Source organism: Ruegeria sp. SCSIO 43209 (genome assembly GCF_019904295.1).
Taxonomy (GTDB): Bacteria; Pseudomonadota; Alphaproteobacteria; order Rhodobacterales; family Rhodobacteraceae; genus Ruegeria.
The window spans coordinates 169,221-183,046 of the sequence record NZ_CP065360.1 but is presented as its reverse complement, the minus strand read 5'-3'; the positions used below and the strand labels follow the sequence as shown (position 1 = coordinate 183,046).

Below are 13,826 nucleotides of genomic sequence, written 5' to 3'. Positions count from 1 at the left end.
GAACCGCTGTGAATATCGGAGATGTAGCAGAACGTTCGGGTCTGCCTGCCAAAACCATCCGTTATTACGAGGATATCGGATTCATCAAACCCAGGCGCAGTCTGAACGGGTATCGACATTTCGACGAAAAGGAACTGCACAAACTGGCCTTCATCGGGCGGGCCCGCTCATTGGGCTTTACCATTGAGGATTGCCGTTCACTACTGGCGTTGTACGAGGACAAAGAACGCGCAAGCGCGGACGTGAAGGATATCGCCAAACAGAACCTAAAAGAAATAGATGCCAAGATCGCGGACCTGAAGGCCATGCATGCTACACTGTCTCATTTAATCGATGAATGTGCCGGAGACCACCGTCCCGACTGCCCGATCCTGAAGAACCTCGGCCAAACTTAGATGCGCTCATCGTATGAACTGCCTCCTATTTTGGCAGTTTGTTACGTGTATTCGCGGGAATCCGCTTCATTTCGATACAGCGCACCAACTCACCTGTTTTTTCCTCCGACTGGCTTGAACACTCGTTACGTTCGTCCTAACTGCACGGGATGAAGTGGAAGTTTTTCTCAGTGTTGCGAATGACGTTTCTGACATGCGTCTGCTTGGCGATGACCTTCGTCGGCACTGTTGTGGTCGCGAGCAGTGACGTCAAAAACAGTAGCACCTCTGAGCCTCACGGCGTTTCAATGGCTGCAAAGTCATCAGACTTCAAACACGACCATAGCGGTTTGCATCCGACGACTGGCCAAATCCACACGGATAGCCACGTAAATCACAGCGGAGAATGTCATTCCGGTATCTGTTGTGTTGGCGAATATCCGACCCACGTAGGACTTGCGGTTTTGGCTGAAGCTTTTGGCCAGAAAAACCGTAACATGGATTCCGACATCCACAACTCTCAAGCGCCTCTGACGCCCGATCGTCCTCCACAAATCTCCTAACATCCACAGGCCCGTCAGCGCGGGTTTTCATGTTGTTTCGGTTCGAGCATGCACTGCGACCGTCAGGAGATTATTATGCGTGGAAGATATGCGGCACTATCAGTACTTGCCTTGGCGATTGGCCTGGGTGGAGGTGTCTTTCTTGAAAGACTGTACCTGAATCCAATTGATCAGGGCCAGTCGAACGAACCAGAGGTCCTTTATTGGGTAGCACCGATGGATCCGAATTTTCGGCAGCCTGGACCTGGAAAATCGCCGATGGGTATGGACTTGATCCCGGTTTATTCTGGGCAGGAACCTACCGGCGACCCTGAAGAAGTCACCCTGAGCGCTGCGGAAATCAACGCAATTGGTGTGCGAACTGCGGTTGCACGCATGACTGATATCGAACCTCGCATCGAAACGGTGGGTTTCGTCGGCTTTGACGAACACCTGACCAATCACGTTCATACGCGTGTTGAAGGTTGGATTGAGCAACTGAAAGTTCGAGCGGTCGGTGATCGCGTTGAGAAGGGGCAAGTTTTATTTGAACTCTTTTCACCACTGATCGCAGCTGCGACCGGCGATCTTGTACGCGCAGTCGAAGCTGGTGACCCGCGGATTTTGGACGCGGCGCGCAATAAGTTGATCAGCCACGGTATGTCCGCTCGTCAGGTTGCTGAGATTGAGGCGGGCGGTGAGTTGGTTCGAAATGTGGAAATTGAGGCACCTCAAAACGGTGTCGTCATAGCTCTGAATGCCGCCGATGGCATGTACCTGCAGCCAGGCACGCTTGCTTTTTCGGTAACCGATCTTTCTGAAGTATGGCTGATCGTTGATGTATTTGAACGAGATATTGCACGTTTGTCGGAAGATATGCGCGCGATAGCAAGGTTCGAGCACCTACCCGGTCGCACCTTCGAAGGCGACATCGACTATGTTTACCCTGAGCTTGATCCGCAAACCCGAACTCTTCCCGTAAGGCTTAGTTTCGATAACACCGACGGCGTGCTGCGGCCGGGCATGTTTGGCAGTGTTAGCCTTATACCGGATGAAAGCCGAAATGTTCTCACTGTTCCATCAGAGGCGTTAATTCGTACCGGTTCGGCGGAACGCGTCATCTTAAAAACAGGCGATGGTACTTTTCGCCCGAGACTGGTGACTACAGGTCTTCGAGACAGTTTCGGCGAGGGGGGTCGAACAGAAGTTCTGCAAGGGCTTGAACCTGGTGAGGAAGTTGTCGCATCCGCACAGTTTCTAATCGACAGTGAAAGTGCTTTGAGCGCCGGTTTCACCCGAATGGCACCAACGGATACCGAACCAGCACGCGGGGCAGGCACCCTGGTTTCACTCGATGCCCAAAATCGTATGGCAACTGTTCGTCACGATGTTCTCGAAAGCCTCGATTGGCCCGCAATGACTTCGCAGTTTCCGGTGAGGTCTGGTGTTTCGCTCGACAGCTTGAGTGCAGGCGACGCAGTCGCTTTCGTGATCGCACGGGGTGCGGATGGGCTTCTGAGCCTGATGGAGCTTGCACCAGACGATGGTATTGCCGGAACTGGTGCCGGAATCGCGCGCGCCGTCACTTCAGACGGCAAATTGACGCTTGAGCACGGACCGATCCCCGAGCTCGGTTGGGCCGCCATGACAATGGATTTGCCTGTTGTAGGAGTAGATCTCACTACCGTGCCAATCGACATGCCAATTGAGTTTGATCTGGCTGAGGGAGAAGGGGGGATGTTCTCGATTGTGGCAATTCGCGAAGAGGGCTCGCCGCCGACGGATTCCGTTGAACCCGAAGAAACCGACACGCCTTCTGCTCCACCGATTGTAGTCACCGGCACGATCAACCTCGTTAATGCTGAGGCGGGAACGGCAACCATCACTCACGGGCCGATGACTGAGATTGGCATGCCCGGAATGACCATGGATTTCCCATTAGAACCTACATTGGACACAAGCATGCTCGAAGTCGGTTCTGAAATGACTCTGACTTTCGCGCGTGCAGATGGCATGACAATGGTGTTGGCTGCGGCAACGCCTATTGCACCGCCACTTCAGGTTTCTGGCCGGATTAACAGTATCGACCCGAACGCGCGTACCGCGAACGTAACACACGGTCCGATGACTGAGATCGGCATGCCGGGCATGACCATGGATTTCCCGGTTGCGGAGGGGATTGAGGTTTCTAACTTGCCTGTAGGGATTGATGTTTCTTTGATCCTTCGCCGCAATCCCGACTTTTCGATGACGCTGTTAGAGGTCGCGCTTGATGGGAGTGTTACGCAGTGATCACGGCCATCATTCGTTCTTCGCTCGCCAACAGGTTCGTCATCTTGGCCCTCGCATTCATGATAGGAGTTGCGGGTATTTGGGCCATTCGTGAGACGCCGGTTGATGCAATCCCGGATCTGTCGGATGTCCAGGTAATTGTTCGCACGCCATATCCCGGGCAAGCGCCTCAAGTTGTCGAAAACCAAATCACATATCCACTTGCGACAGCCCTATTGGCCGTACCCGGTGCAAAAGACGTTCGCGGGTTCTCGTTCTTTGGAGACAGCTTTGTATATGTTGTCTTTGAGGACGGGACGGACCTCTACTGGGCTCGGTCGCGTGTGCTCGAATACTTGGGCCAGATTACCGGCAGCTTACCTGAGGGCGTGTCACCACAACTTGGCCCTGATGCGACTGGGGTCGGGTGGATTTATCAGTATGCGCTGGTTGACAGAACCGGAAATCATGATCTGGCTCAGCTCAGGACTCTGCAGGATTGGTTTCTGAAATACGAATTACAAGCCGTGGAAGGCGTCTCAGAAGTCGCCACCATCGGCGGAATGGTCAAACAGTACCAGGTCGTCGTCGACCCAAACAAACTACGTGCCTATGACATAACACTTGCACAATTGAGGACGGCTATTCAGGCGGCCAACCGCGAGACGGGCGGCAGCGTCATTGAGATGGGGGAAGCCGAATTCATGGTCAGGTCCTCGGGCTACATTGACGAATTGTCAGACCTTGCAAGCGCGCCGTTGATGGTCAACGACCGTGGCGCCGCTCTGACGCTTGGAGACGTCGCTGAAATCCGTCTGGGGCCGGAAATGCGGCGCGGTGTCGGAGAACTCGACGGGCAAGGAGACGCGGTTGGTGGAGTAGTCATTCTGCGATGGGGTGGGAATGCGTTGGCAACGATCAAAGCGGTGGAGGCGCGCATCGAAGAGTTGCGCTCAAACCTGCCGGAGGGGGTCGAAATCATAACGACCTACGACCGATCTGGTGTGATCGAGCGTGCTATCGATAACCTCCAGAAGAAACTGACGCAGGAATTCATTGTCGTTGTTCTTGTGTGCGCGGCTTTTCTACTTCATCTGCGGTCATCCCTCGTAATTCTTCTGTCGCTCCCTCTGGGAATCTTTGCCGCATTTATTCTGATGAAGGCGCAAGGAGTAAACGCAAACATCATGTCGCTCGGCGGCATAGCCATCGCTATTGGTGCGATGGTCGACGCATCGATTGTGATGATCGAGGCGATGCACAGGCGGTTGGAAAAAGAAAAGCTCACAGCAGAGAACCGATGGCGGATTGTGCAAGAGTGCGCTTCTGAGGTGGGACCAGCCCTTTTTTATTCTCTGGCGATTATCACGGTTAGTTTTTTGCCTGTTTTCGTTCTGGAAAATCAGGAAGGTAGGCTCTTCTCGCCACTCGCTTATACCAAAACCTACGCCATGGCTGCAGCCGCCATCCTTTCGATAACGCTGGTTCCGGTCTTGATGGGTTACTTTGTAAGGGGGCGTATTCTACCGGAGCGAAAAAATCCGCTAAATCGCTTGGTTGTGTTCGTGTACCGCCCATTTCTGGACGCGGCAATTGCCTGGCCATGGGCAACAACACTGTTGGCCGGCGTTCTGGTGACGTCCATGTGGTACCCGTACCAGAGAATTGGCTCTGAATTCATGCCCGAGTTGAACGAAGGTGATTTTCTCTACATGCCGAGCTTCTACCCCGGGATCTCGACGGGAAAAGCCCGTGAGGTACTGCAGCAGACCAACCGCCTGATCGCGACCGTGCCAGAAGTCGAAACTGTTCACGGTAAAGTTGGGCGTGCGGAGACTGCAACCGATCCAGCACCTCTAACGATGGTGGAGACCACAATCCAACTCAAGCCGGAAGAAGAATGGCGCCCCGGCATGACAATGGAGAAAATCCGGAATGAGCTCGATCGTATCGTTCAGGTTCCGGGCGTTACAAATGTTTGGATCCAACCTATCAAGAACCGCATCGATATGCTTGCGACAGGTATCCGTACTCCTGTCGGTGTCAAAATATCCGGCACCGACTTGGAGGTCATTACAGATATAGGGATCGAAGTAGAGCGTGCGGTCGCTGATATTGATGGAACGGCTTCCGCCTACGCAGAGCGACCTGTTGGCGGGCGTTTCATCGAAATCGACGTCAAACGAGATGCCGCCTCCCGATACATGATGAGTGTTCGAGAAGTTCAGGACGTAGTGCAGACCGCAATTGGCGGTATGCAAGTGTCGGAATCTGTGGAGGGGCTGGAGAGGTTTCCTATAAACCTTCGGTACCCTCAGGCATGGCGAGACAGCCCGGAACGGCTCGAAAATCTTCCTGTCGTCACGCCGTCGGGTGCTCATGTGCCACTGTCCGCTCTCGCCGATATTCGAATAGTTGACGGGCCGGGAATGATACGATCAGAGAACGCTCGACGAACTGGGTTCGTGTTCATCGACATCGCGGGGCGCGACCTGGGCGGCTATGTGGCCGAAGCACAAGAGGTGGTTACAGAAAAGGTCGACCTGCCTCCAGGTTACTCGCTGACTTGGTCAGGGCAGTATGAGTACATAGAGAGAATGCAGGACAGGTTGACGATCGTTGCTCCTGCAACCCTGCTAATTATCACGCTCATGCTTTTCTTGGCGTTCAATCGGGTGATTGAGGTCGGGATAATTCTTGCGGCGCTCCCGGTCGCATTGGCAGGTGGGGTTTGGTTCTTATGGTATCTTAACTTCGATATCTCAATTGCTGTGCTCGTGGGCTTCATCGCGCTGGCGGGAGTTGCCGTGGAAACAGCGATTGTCATGTTGTTGTACCTCAATCTTGCTTGGGAGAAACGTCGAGGGCTGGCGCAATCGGAACAGCGAAAGCTGACACGTGACGATATCGAAGACGCGGTGTTCGAAGGAGCCGTTCTTCGGGTTCGGCCGAAGGTAATGACTGTAGCCACGATCTTTGCAGCACTGATACCCATCATGTACGGCACCGGTACAGGCTCTGAAATCATGCAGCGGATCGCTGCGCCGATGATTGGGGGCATGGTGACAGCGACCCTTCTTACGCTTTTTGTCATTCCCGCAATATTCGTGATTTGGAAACGGCTCGCGCTCAATCGCGTGAACCGAGAGATCTCCCACACGATCCAGGAAGTGCCCCCTGCGCTTCCGGCAGAATAATACCCACAACCTTGAAACAGGAGCATCTGATGAAAACTTTGACTGCAATTTTGGCCCTATTGGCCGTGTCTACAACATCCGGCATCGCGCAAACGAACCACGGCATGGACCATTCCAACATGCCCATGTCTTCCGAACAGATGGAAGGTGCGGTCCACGCAAAGGCTTTGGTGAACTCAATTGGCGACGAAACCGCTAACGTCAGCCATGATCCGATCCCCGAGATCGGGTGGCCCGCGATGACGATGGATTTGCAGCTTCTTGAGAATGCCCAGATGATGGGTGAGATCAGCGCAGGTGACGAAGTCACACTGATGTTGGTCAAAAGCGATGATGGTATGTATGCGATCGGCGCGATCATGAAAAACTGAGTCTGTTGATGCGGCAGCTATTCACCAATGATGTGATTGTTCGCCGTTTCAACGACTGTAGGAAATTCTATGAACTAAGAGAAATGGAGTAGGAGCCACTCAAGAACCAAATCGTATTTCAACGATCTGTGGCTCTGCTCATAAGTTATCAGTCCATTGTCGGTTAAAGGCGCTTTAAGCAATTCGTTGACTGATTGAAGCTCCAAAGCTCAGAAAATCTTCCGGCTATACTGATTGAACAGAGCAATCCAGGCAAGCAGTACACAAACTGCCAACGCTTCGGTATCTCCGGCCCGCGCCACTGCAGTTAAACTGCGCAAAATTCTGGAGCTACTTGCGCAGCCCAGTGGAAATCTGACCGACAAGCAAATCCCACCTAAAACATTTCACAATTGGAATGTGTGTACTACATTGTCGCCGAGATGACTTCACGCGGCCATTCAACGGACCAGCGTCGAATTGTCTGGGGCGTTGCCTTGTTGGTTTTTGCTTCAGTCGAAAACGCAGCGCGGAGCGGTCAAAATGAGGATATCTCCAGGGCGACGACTTGGGAAAACGATACGACATGACAGCTAACACAAGAGAGCACTGGGACGATGTCTATGGCGAGAAGTTTGACACCCAATTGAGTTGGCACGAGGATGATCCAGAGATATCGCTTGAACTCATCGAGTTGATCAGAGTGTCTAAGCCTTCATCCGTCATCGACATTGGTGGAGGTACATCTCGTCTTGCTGGAGCGTTGCTTGCGAAGGGGCTCCATGACGTGACAGTTCTCGATCTATCGCAGGTCGCGTTGGACACGGCCCGGGAAAGGTTGGGGCGCGCCGCTGAAACAGTCACTTGGATTTCTGCAGATATAACTTCTTGGGTCCCCGATCGCAGATATGACGTCTGGCATGATAGGGCGGTTTTTCACTTTCTCGTGGATACATCGCAACGCGCGGCCTATCTGGAAAGCGTGAAGAAAGGGGTAAAAATTGGCGGCCATGTGATCATTGCTACGTTTGCACTTGATGGGCCGGAGACTTGCAGTGGTCTCCCTGTCGCCCGCTATAGTCCGAGCGATATCGCCGTGCTTTTTGAGGAACACTTTGAACTCGTCGCGCATCGCCATCACCTGCACCAAACCTCTTGGGGGGAAAGTCAGTCTTTCCAGTTCAGTGTTCTCCGCCGCTGCGTTTGAGCCCACACCTGAAACTGGCCCAAAGCGGTACGCTTCCAATAAGCTTTCGGGGCATGCCGATTGTGTTCACAAGTTACGTTTGGCCCTCAAAAACTGGCAGAACCACCTTAGCGCACAAGCCGCCAGTTTCCCCGTTTAGCAATTCTATCGTGCCACCGTGCGACTGGATGATCGTACGTGCGATCGACAGCCCCAAGCCGGTTCCGCCAGTCTCTCGCGAGCGGGATGTTTCAAGCCGCACGAATGGGTCGAATACCGCATCGAGCATATGCTCGGGGATGCCGGGCCCCTGATCCTGGATCAATATTTTTGCCTCATTCCCCTCTTGCATGACTGAGACGTTGGCCCGGGCACCATACCGGCAGGCGTTTTCAATGATATTGCGCAGAGCTCGCTTCATCAGCATCGGCCGAAGCGTGACGGCCGGATTGTCTGCGACCGATACTTCAACCGTGTCACCGGCTTGCACAATGTCTTCGGTCGTTTTGGTTACGAATTCACCAATTGGGACGGTACTGGAAGGTTCGCGCGTGGCCACGCCCTTGGCAAATGACAGGGTGGAGTCCACCATCTCCTGCATTTCCTCGATGGTCTCGATCAGATGGTCACGGGTCTCCTCTTCCTCCACCAGTTCGGCGCGAACCCGCAATCCCGTCAGTGGCGACCGCAAATCGTGACCCAGCGCCCCCAATAGTCTGGTCCGATCGGCAACATAGCGAGTCAGCCTATCACGCATATGGTTGAACGCCTGCGTCAAATCTCGCACCTCGGTCGGACCAGAAACCGTCAGTTCCTGGACGTCTTCACCGCGACCAAACTGGTCTGCAGCCAGTGACAGGCGGCGCAACGGGCCGGTCAGCCGTGTCAGTAGAAACCAAATGGCTGCTCCAAGAATTAAAGTTGCAGTGAAACCGAAGCTGACGAAGGACTGCAAAGGCCATTGCAGAGGAGGGTTATGGAACCGGGTATCCACGTTGAGCCATTGATCGGTCGTCAGAGCGATCGACAGCTGCATTTCAATTGCGGAAACGTGATCACGCATCATTGCCATGTGCATTTCAGCCATTGTAGACGGAACACCTTCAACCGGCAGCATATCGGGAGAGAACTCATGCAACTCTACCCGGATGGGACGGTTTTCATAGCCTGGCAGAATTCTGCGGATTGTGTTTTCGACCGTCCCACCAGCGCTATGTCCGGTGTGATCGACTGCGGGCGTATCTGTAAGGCTGAAACGCACCAGTGGAGAACTTGCCGCCCGCAGGATCGCGTCGTGCATCTCGGGTGGAGCTTCTTCAATCAGCCGCGCGATGTTTGCGGCGCGTCCGGCGGTTTCCAGGCCAAGGGCCATGTGCACTGCCATTGAGCGTTCGTCGACGAACAGCCACAGGCTGACCAGTTGCGCGGCAGCCAGCGCGGCGATGATCAAAAGGATAAGCTGACCGCGCAGACTTTGGGCAAAGGCTTTCATCCCGTAAGCTCGCTCACGTCGGTCGACAGGCAATAACCGCCACCTCTTATCGTGGTGATGAGCTTCGGCCGCGTTGGGTCAGCTTCGATCTTGCGACGCAAGCGGCTGACCTGGTTGTCGATCGTACGGTCGAACAAGTGCGGGCTGCGGCCGGCGGTCAAATCCAGCAGTTCGTCTCGCGACAGGAGTTTGCGGGGCCGCTGCAGGAATACGGCCAGCAGCCGGACATCGGCGGTGGTCAGACTTTCTTCGGCCCCTTCGGCGGATATCAAGGTGCGACTGTCGGCATCCAGAACCCAGCTTCCAAAGGCGATCCGTTTGCCGCTCAGATCGCCAGCCGGGGGGACGGTGGTTTCGGAACGCCGCAGGATCGCCTTGATCCGGGCCAGCAATTCACGTGGGTTGAATGGTTTGGGCAGGTAGTCATCGGCGCCGATCTCTAAACCCACGATACGGTCGGTGTCATCGCTGAGGGCTGTCAGCATCAGGATCGGCGGGCCACCGGCCGCGGACAGGCGGCGACAGACCGACAATCCGTTTTCGCCCGGCATCATGATGTCGAGTACGATAAGATCAATCCGACCGGCCGCCAGTCGTGCGTCCATCTCGGTTGCGTCGCGCGCGGTACTGGCGCGCAACCCATTCTTTTCCAGATAGCGGCTGACAGCATCACGGATTTCGCGGTGGTCGTCGACAATCAAGATATGTGGTGCTTCAGTCATGGCGCAATCATAAGCCCCGGCGCGGTACAAATCCCGGCTTTTTTGTATCCCTTTGTATCAGTTGGGCGGGCTGCGACACAACGATACAAACCGGGTTGAGCAGGGGGGTGGTGGCGCGACCGAGGGCGGCCATATGCTTTGTGTAGAAACAAAAACCCGAGAGGTGAAAGTCATGAAACGTACCTTCACGCTGGCCGCTGGAGCCATTGCCGCGACTTTGATGGCGCTGCCCGCGCTTGCCGCCGGTCAGCATGGCAGCAGCGCGCAGATGCAGGGCCATGAGGGCGGCATGATGCAGGGTGCGCCCGGCGGCATGATGGGCGATCACGCAGGCATGATGCAAATGATGGTGAAAATGCATGGCCAGATGATGGGCGGCAACTGGCTGGCGGTTCTGGACATGGACGAGGACGGTCGCCCGAGCGAATCTGAGATCGCCGAAGGTCTGAAGGCCCGGATGCAGGCGCATGACGTCAATGGAGATGGCAACCTGTCGATTGATGAGTTCGAAGCGCTGCATTCCGGGATGATCCGCGAAACCATGGTGGACCGATTTCAGCATCTTGATGCCAATGGCGATGGCGTTGTGACCACAGGGGAAATCGAGAAAGGCGCAAAGACGATGTCGCCGAAACACGGCATGAAGGCCTCGAAACCTGTGACAAAGGCTTCTGAAACCAACAACTGAAACGCAACCGTGTAGCCGGGTCATCGCACTCGGCACAAACCACTGAGGAACAAAGCGATGATGGGCTATGGCGCTGGAATGGGGTTTGGAATGATCTGGATGTTGCTGATCGCAGTGTTGATCGTTCTGGCGATCGTAGCGCTGATCAAATACATCGCTAAGTGACCTCGGAATCCGTCACTCCCGTTTAGGGGTGGAGGGCTATGTCATAGGAGGAACGAAAGCTGGAGGGCCTGCACAGCAATAGCCGTTTGGTTTTCATCGCGGTTTTGATCGCGTTGCTGATCGCCACCATCTGGTTGTGGCTGTCTGGCGCGTTGGACGCAGGACTATCGCGCGAAGTCATTACTGCGTGGGTGGATTGGGCCGGCCCGTTCGGACCCGTTGTCATCATCGGCTTCATGACAGCCGCAGTGGTTGCCAGCCCAATCCCCAGCGCTCCGATCGCTGTCGCTGCCGGGGTGGCATATGGGCATGGGCTGGGAACCGCATTGGTTGCTATCGGAGCGGAGTTGGGGGCGCTGCTGGCGTTCCTGATAGCCCGTTGGTTGGGGCGCGACGCGCTGCGCCAGTGGTTCGGCGACAAGCTGGACTTGGGGTTGCTTGGATCGCAGAATGCCCTGATGTTGACCGTGTTCACCAGCCGCCTGATGCCTTTCGTTTCTTTCGACATGGTCAGCTATGCCGCCGGTCTGACCCGACTTCAATTTTGGCGGTTCGCACTGGCCACCTTGGCTGGACTCCTGCTGGCCAGTTTCGTTCTGGCCCATCTGGGCAGCCAGATTACCGAAACCGCGACAGGCGGCACCAGCCTTGCGGTTATCGGGCTTGGGCTGTTGACGGGGGCGCCACTTATCTGGTTGGCTTGGAAACGCAAGATGCCTGTTGGCTCTTCAGACCACGAATTGAGCCAGATCAATGCGACCGGTCCAAGCGGCCCTAAACTGTTGGAGAATGGAGGAAACCCTAAGTGATCCGCGCACAATGGATATCAACTGCGACACGGACGGCCCGAGCCATGGGCCGGCTGCAGGTCCTGTTGATCTGTGCGTTGGTGGTTTCGATGCTGATCTCTGTTGTGCCGTCCCATGCCGGGCATGACATCGCGAAGGCCGCCACCCAGGCCGAGCTTGTGATCGATGACAGCGGTGGGTATCCCGCGTCTCATCCATCAGAAGAATTAGACTGCTCAGTGCACCCGGGCTGCTATGCGATGGCAGTTATGGCGGCACCTGAATTGCTCTCGATGCGTATTGCTACGCCCGTGGCGCCAGAACGGTTCCGGCCACGCGCAAGCCTGCCGGTCGCACCACTACCACATCCGCCAAACCTGTCCTGAACGTGACCGGCAATGGCTCCGGAATCGCTCCGGGGTCTTGCCCAAGCCGTTGATTGCGGCCCAACTCAGTTCAGGACACTTACCATGCTTACCATTCTGTACTTTTTCGTCACGGGCGTGGTGCTATTCGCACTGTTGCGCCTGACCTGTGGCCCCTGTGTGATGGGGACACAAGAACATCATCCCGGTGTTCCGGTGACAACCCTTGGCTGGGCGCTCAGCCTGTTTCTGGCCGCAACCTACCTGCTGTGCGTGGCCTTTGACCTGATCTTTCCAAGTTTTGCCATGTACCGGGCTTGGATCGGCCTGATGCCCGGAATGACTTGGCTCAGCCTGCCCTCATTCCTGTTGGGACTGTTATGGGCGTTTCTCTACGGCTGGTACGCCGCGTTGCTGTTCGGCGGACTGTTCAATGTCTTTGCGGCTCGCACAAAACTCAACTGATTGAAAGGACAAAGCCATGAAGGCCATCGCTCTGACCCTGCTTTTGACGCCCTTCCTGATGGCCGTCATCTACCGGATTTTTCTGCACGTGCCCGCCAATGCGCGCGTTTCAGTTGACGAAAGGAAACCTAAATGACCCTGTTCAATCTGGCCGCAGGCCTGTCCGTCGCAGCTTTGACTGCGCCTTCGCTCACGCTGGCGGCAACCGTGTTCATTCCCGAAGGCAGCGCGGACTCGGTTCTGGTGATCGACTCCGAAACCGGCAAGACCGTCGAGCGGCTGCCGAGGCTCGTGGCGGTCCATGGGCTGGCCGGCGCGCCCGGCTTTAAGTACCTGGTCGCGGGCAGCTACGCAGAAACCGAGGCCACAACGCCACCAAAACCCGAAGGTATGTCCAAGGATGAACACGCTGCGCACCACGCCAAGCGCGATGTCACTGCGTTGCCCAAAGACAAGGGGCGGAGCCTGCTGACGATCCTTGATGCGGAAACACGCGAGGTCGTCCGCCAGATCGAGGTTCCAGGTGCGGTGCATCACACTGCGGTGTCGCCCGACGGGCGGTTCGCGGTGGCGACCCATCCGGGCGGTGACGGTATTTCGATCGTCGATCTCGATAAGCTCAGCTTCCTTGGTTTCGTAGCAACCGGGCCAATGCCCAACTATGCGGTATTCGCGCCTGACGGCGACAGGGTCTATGTCACCAATACCGGCAATGGTACACTTAGCGAAGTGGATGTCGTCAAAGGCTTCGTCGTACGCAACATGCCCGTCGGCGAAGGCCCTGAGCATCTTGTACTTAACGCCACCGGCAGCGCCGCCTTCGTAGCCGACAGTGATGGTGGCAAGGCCTTCCGCGTAGATCTTGCCAGCGGTTCTGTCACCGAAACCTATGACATTGGAGGCGAGTTGCACGGGATCGGCCTGTCCGACCGCGAGGGCGTACTGTTCGTGGCCGCCAAAGGCACCGACCGGTTGTTGTCGATTGATCTTGCTACGGGCAAACAGCGCTCGACCAACCTGTCACCGGCACCTTATCACCTGACGACCATACCGAACTCAGGCAAAGTGATGGTATCAAGCCGAACCGAACCGAAGGTCTGGATCGTCGATCAAGTCAGCCTGACGGCTATTACCGAAATGCCGATACTGGGTGAGGGCCACCAGATGGTTGTTCTGCCCTGAAGGACTGTGCCCGGCATTGCGTAATTAAACGGCTCTACG

The 13,826-nt window shown here is 55.6% G+C and carries 13 protein-coding genes; 10 read left to right on the top strand and 3 right to left on the bottom strand.

Annotation, left to right across the window (positions count from 1 at the left end):
- The first annotated feature begins 8 nt into the window (after positions 1-8).
- Entirely contained in the window at positions 9-395 is a 387-nt protein-coding gene (cueR, locus tag I5192_RS19100; RefSeq protein ID WP_152460772.1) for a Cu(I)-responsive transcriptional regulator, read from the top strand.
- Between the two features lie 302 nt (positions 396-697).
- On the opposite strand, the gene I5192_RS19095 is transcribed toward cueR, so the two are convergent.
- Positions 698-889 (bottom strand): hypothetical protein, encoded by a 192-nt coding sequence (locus I5192_RS19095; RefSeq protein ID WP_170608328.1) that lies wholly within the window; start codon positions 887-889, stop codon positions 698-700.
- Positions 890-1,012: 123 nt separating this feature from the next.
- On the opposite strand from I5192_RS19095, the gene I5192_RS19090 reads away from it, so the two are divergent.
- From I5192_RS19090 to I5192_RS19075, 4 genes are all read left to right on the top strand, one after another.
- Positions 1,013-3,208, top strand: a complete 2,196-nt coding sequence (locus I5192_RS19090; protein WP_170417912.1) for an efflux RND transporter periplasmic adaptor subunit — start codon at positions 1,013-1,015, stop codon at positions 3,206-3,208.
- Positions 3,205-6,384 (top strand): efflux RND transporter permease subunit, encoded by a 3,180-nt coding sequence (locus I5192_RS19085; protein ID WP_170417917.1) that lies wholly within the window; start codon positions 3,205-3,207, stop codon positions 6,382-6,384. The genes I5192_RS19090 and I5192_RS19085 overlap by 4 nt, the downstream gene beginning before the upstream one ends.
- A 29-nt stretch (positions 6,385-6,413) precedes the next feature.
- Complete coding sequence (locus I5192_RS19080) at positions 6,414-6,755, top strand: copper-binding protein (RefSeq protein ID WP_170417920.1); 342 nt, start codon at positions 6,414-6,416, stop codon at positions 6,753-6,755.
- 565 nt (positions 6,756-7,320) lie between these two features.
- Positions 7,321-7,941: a trans-aconitate 2-methyltransferase gene (locus I5192_RS19075; RefSeq protein WP_170417923.1), complete on the top strand. Its 621-nt coding sequence runs from the start codon at positions 7,321-7,323 to the stop codon at positions 7,939-7,941.
- A gap of 73 nt (positions 7,942-8,014) precedes the next feature.
- On the opposite strand, the gene I5192_RS19070 is transcribed toward I5192_RS19075, so the two are convergent.
- A complete protein-coding gene (locus tag I5192_RS19070) occupies positions 8,015-9,412 on the bottom strand; it encodes an ATP-binding protein (protein WP_050605707.1) in 1,398 nt (465 codons plus the stop codon).
- Positions 9,409-10,134: a response regulator gene (locus tag I5192_RS19065; protein WP_170417925.1), complete on the bottom strand. Its 726-nt coding sequence runs from the start codon at positions 10,132-10,134 to the stop codon at positions 9,409-9,411. The genes I5192_RS19070 and I5192_RS19065 overlap by 4 nt, the downstream gene beginning before the upstream one ends.
- A 172-nt stretch (positions 10,135-10,306) precedes the next feature.
- Between I5192_RS19065 and I5192_RS19060 the strand changes: the two genes are divergently transcribed.
- The 5 genes from I5192_RS19060 (at position 10,307) to I5192_RS19040 (ending at position 13,787) form a co-directional block, all read left to right on the top strand.
- Entirely contained in the window at positions 10,307-10,822 is a 516-nt protein-coding gene (locus tag I5192_RS19060; protein ID WP_170417928.1) for a calcium-binding protein, read from the top strand.
- 251 nt (positions 10,823-11,073) lie between these two features.
- A complete protein-coding gene (locus I5192_RS19055; protein WP_370644465.1) occupies positions 11,074-11,796 on the top strand; it encodes a TVP38/TMEM64 family protein in 723 nt (240 codons plus the stop codon).
- A complete protein-coding gene (locus I5192_RS19050; protein ID WP_157054266.1) occupies positions 11,793-12,161 on the top strand; it encodes a hypothetical protein in 369 nt (122 codons plus the stop codon). The genes I5192_RS19055 and I5192_RS19050 overlap by 4 nt, the downstream gene beginning before the upstream one ends.
- 84 nt (positions 12,162-12,245) lie before the next feature.
- Positions 12,246-12,605 (top strand): hypothetical protein, encoded by a 360-nt coding sequence (locus tag I5192_RS19045; RefSeq protein WP_152460765.1) that lies wholly within the window; start codon positions 12,246-12,248, stop codon positions 12,603-12,605.
- A gap of 132 nt (positions 12,606-12,737) precedes the next feature.
- On the top strand, positions 12,738-13,787 hold the full coding sequence (locus I5192_RS19040) for a YncE family protein (protein ID WP_170417931.1): 1,050 nt from the start codon (positions 12,738-12,740) through the stop codon (positions 13,785-13,787).
- Positions 13,788-13,826 lie beyond the last annotated feature (39 nt).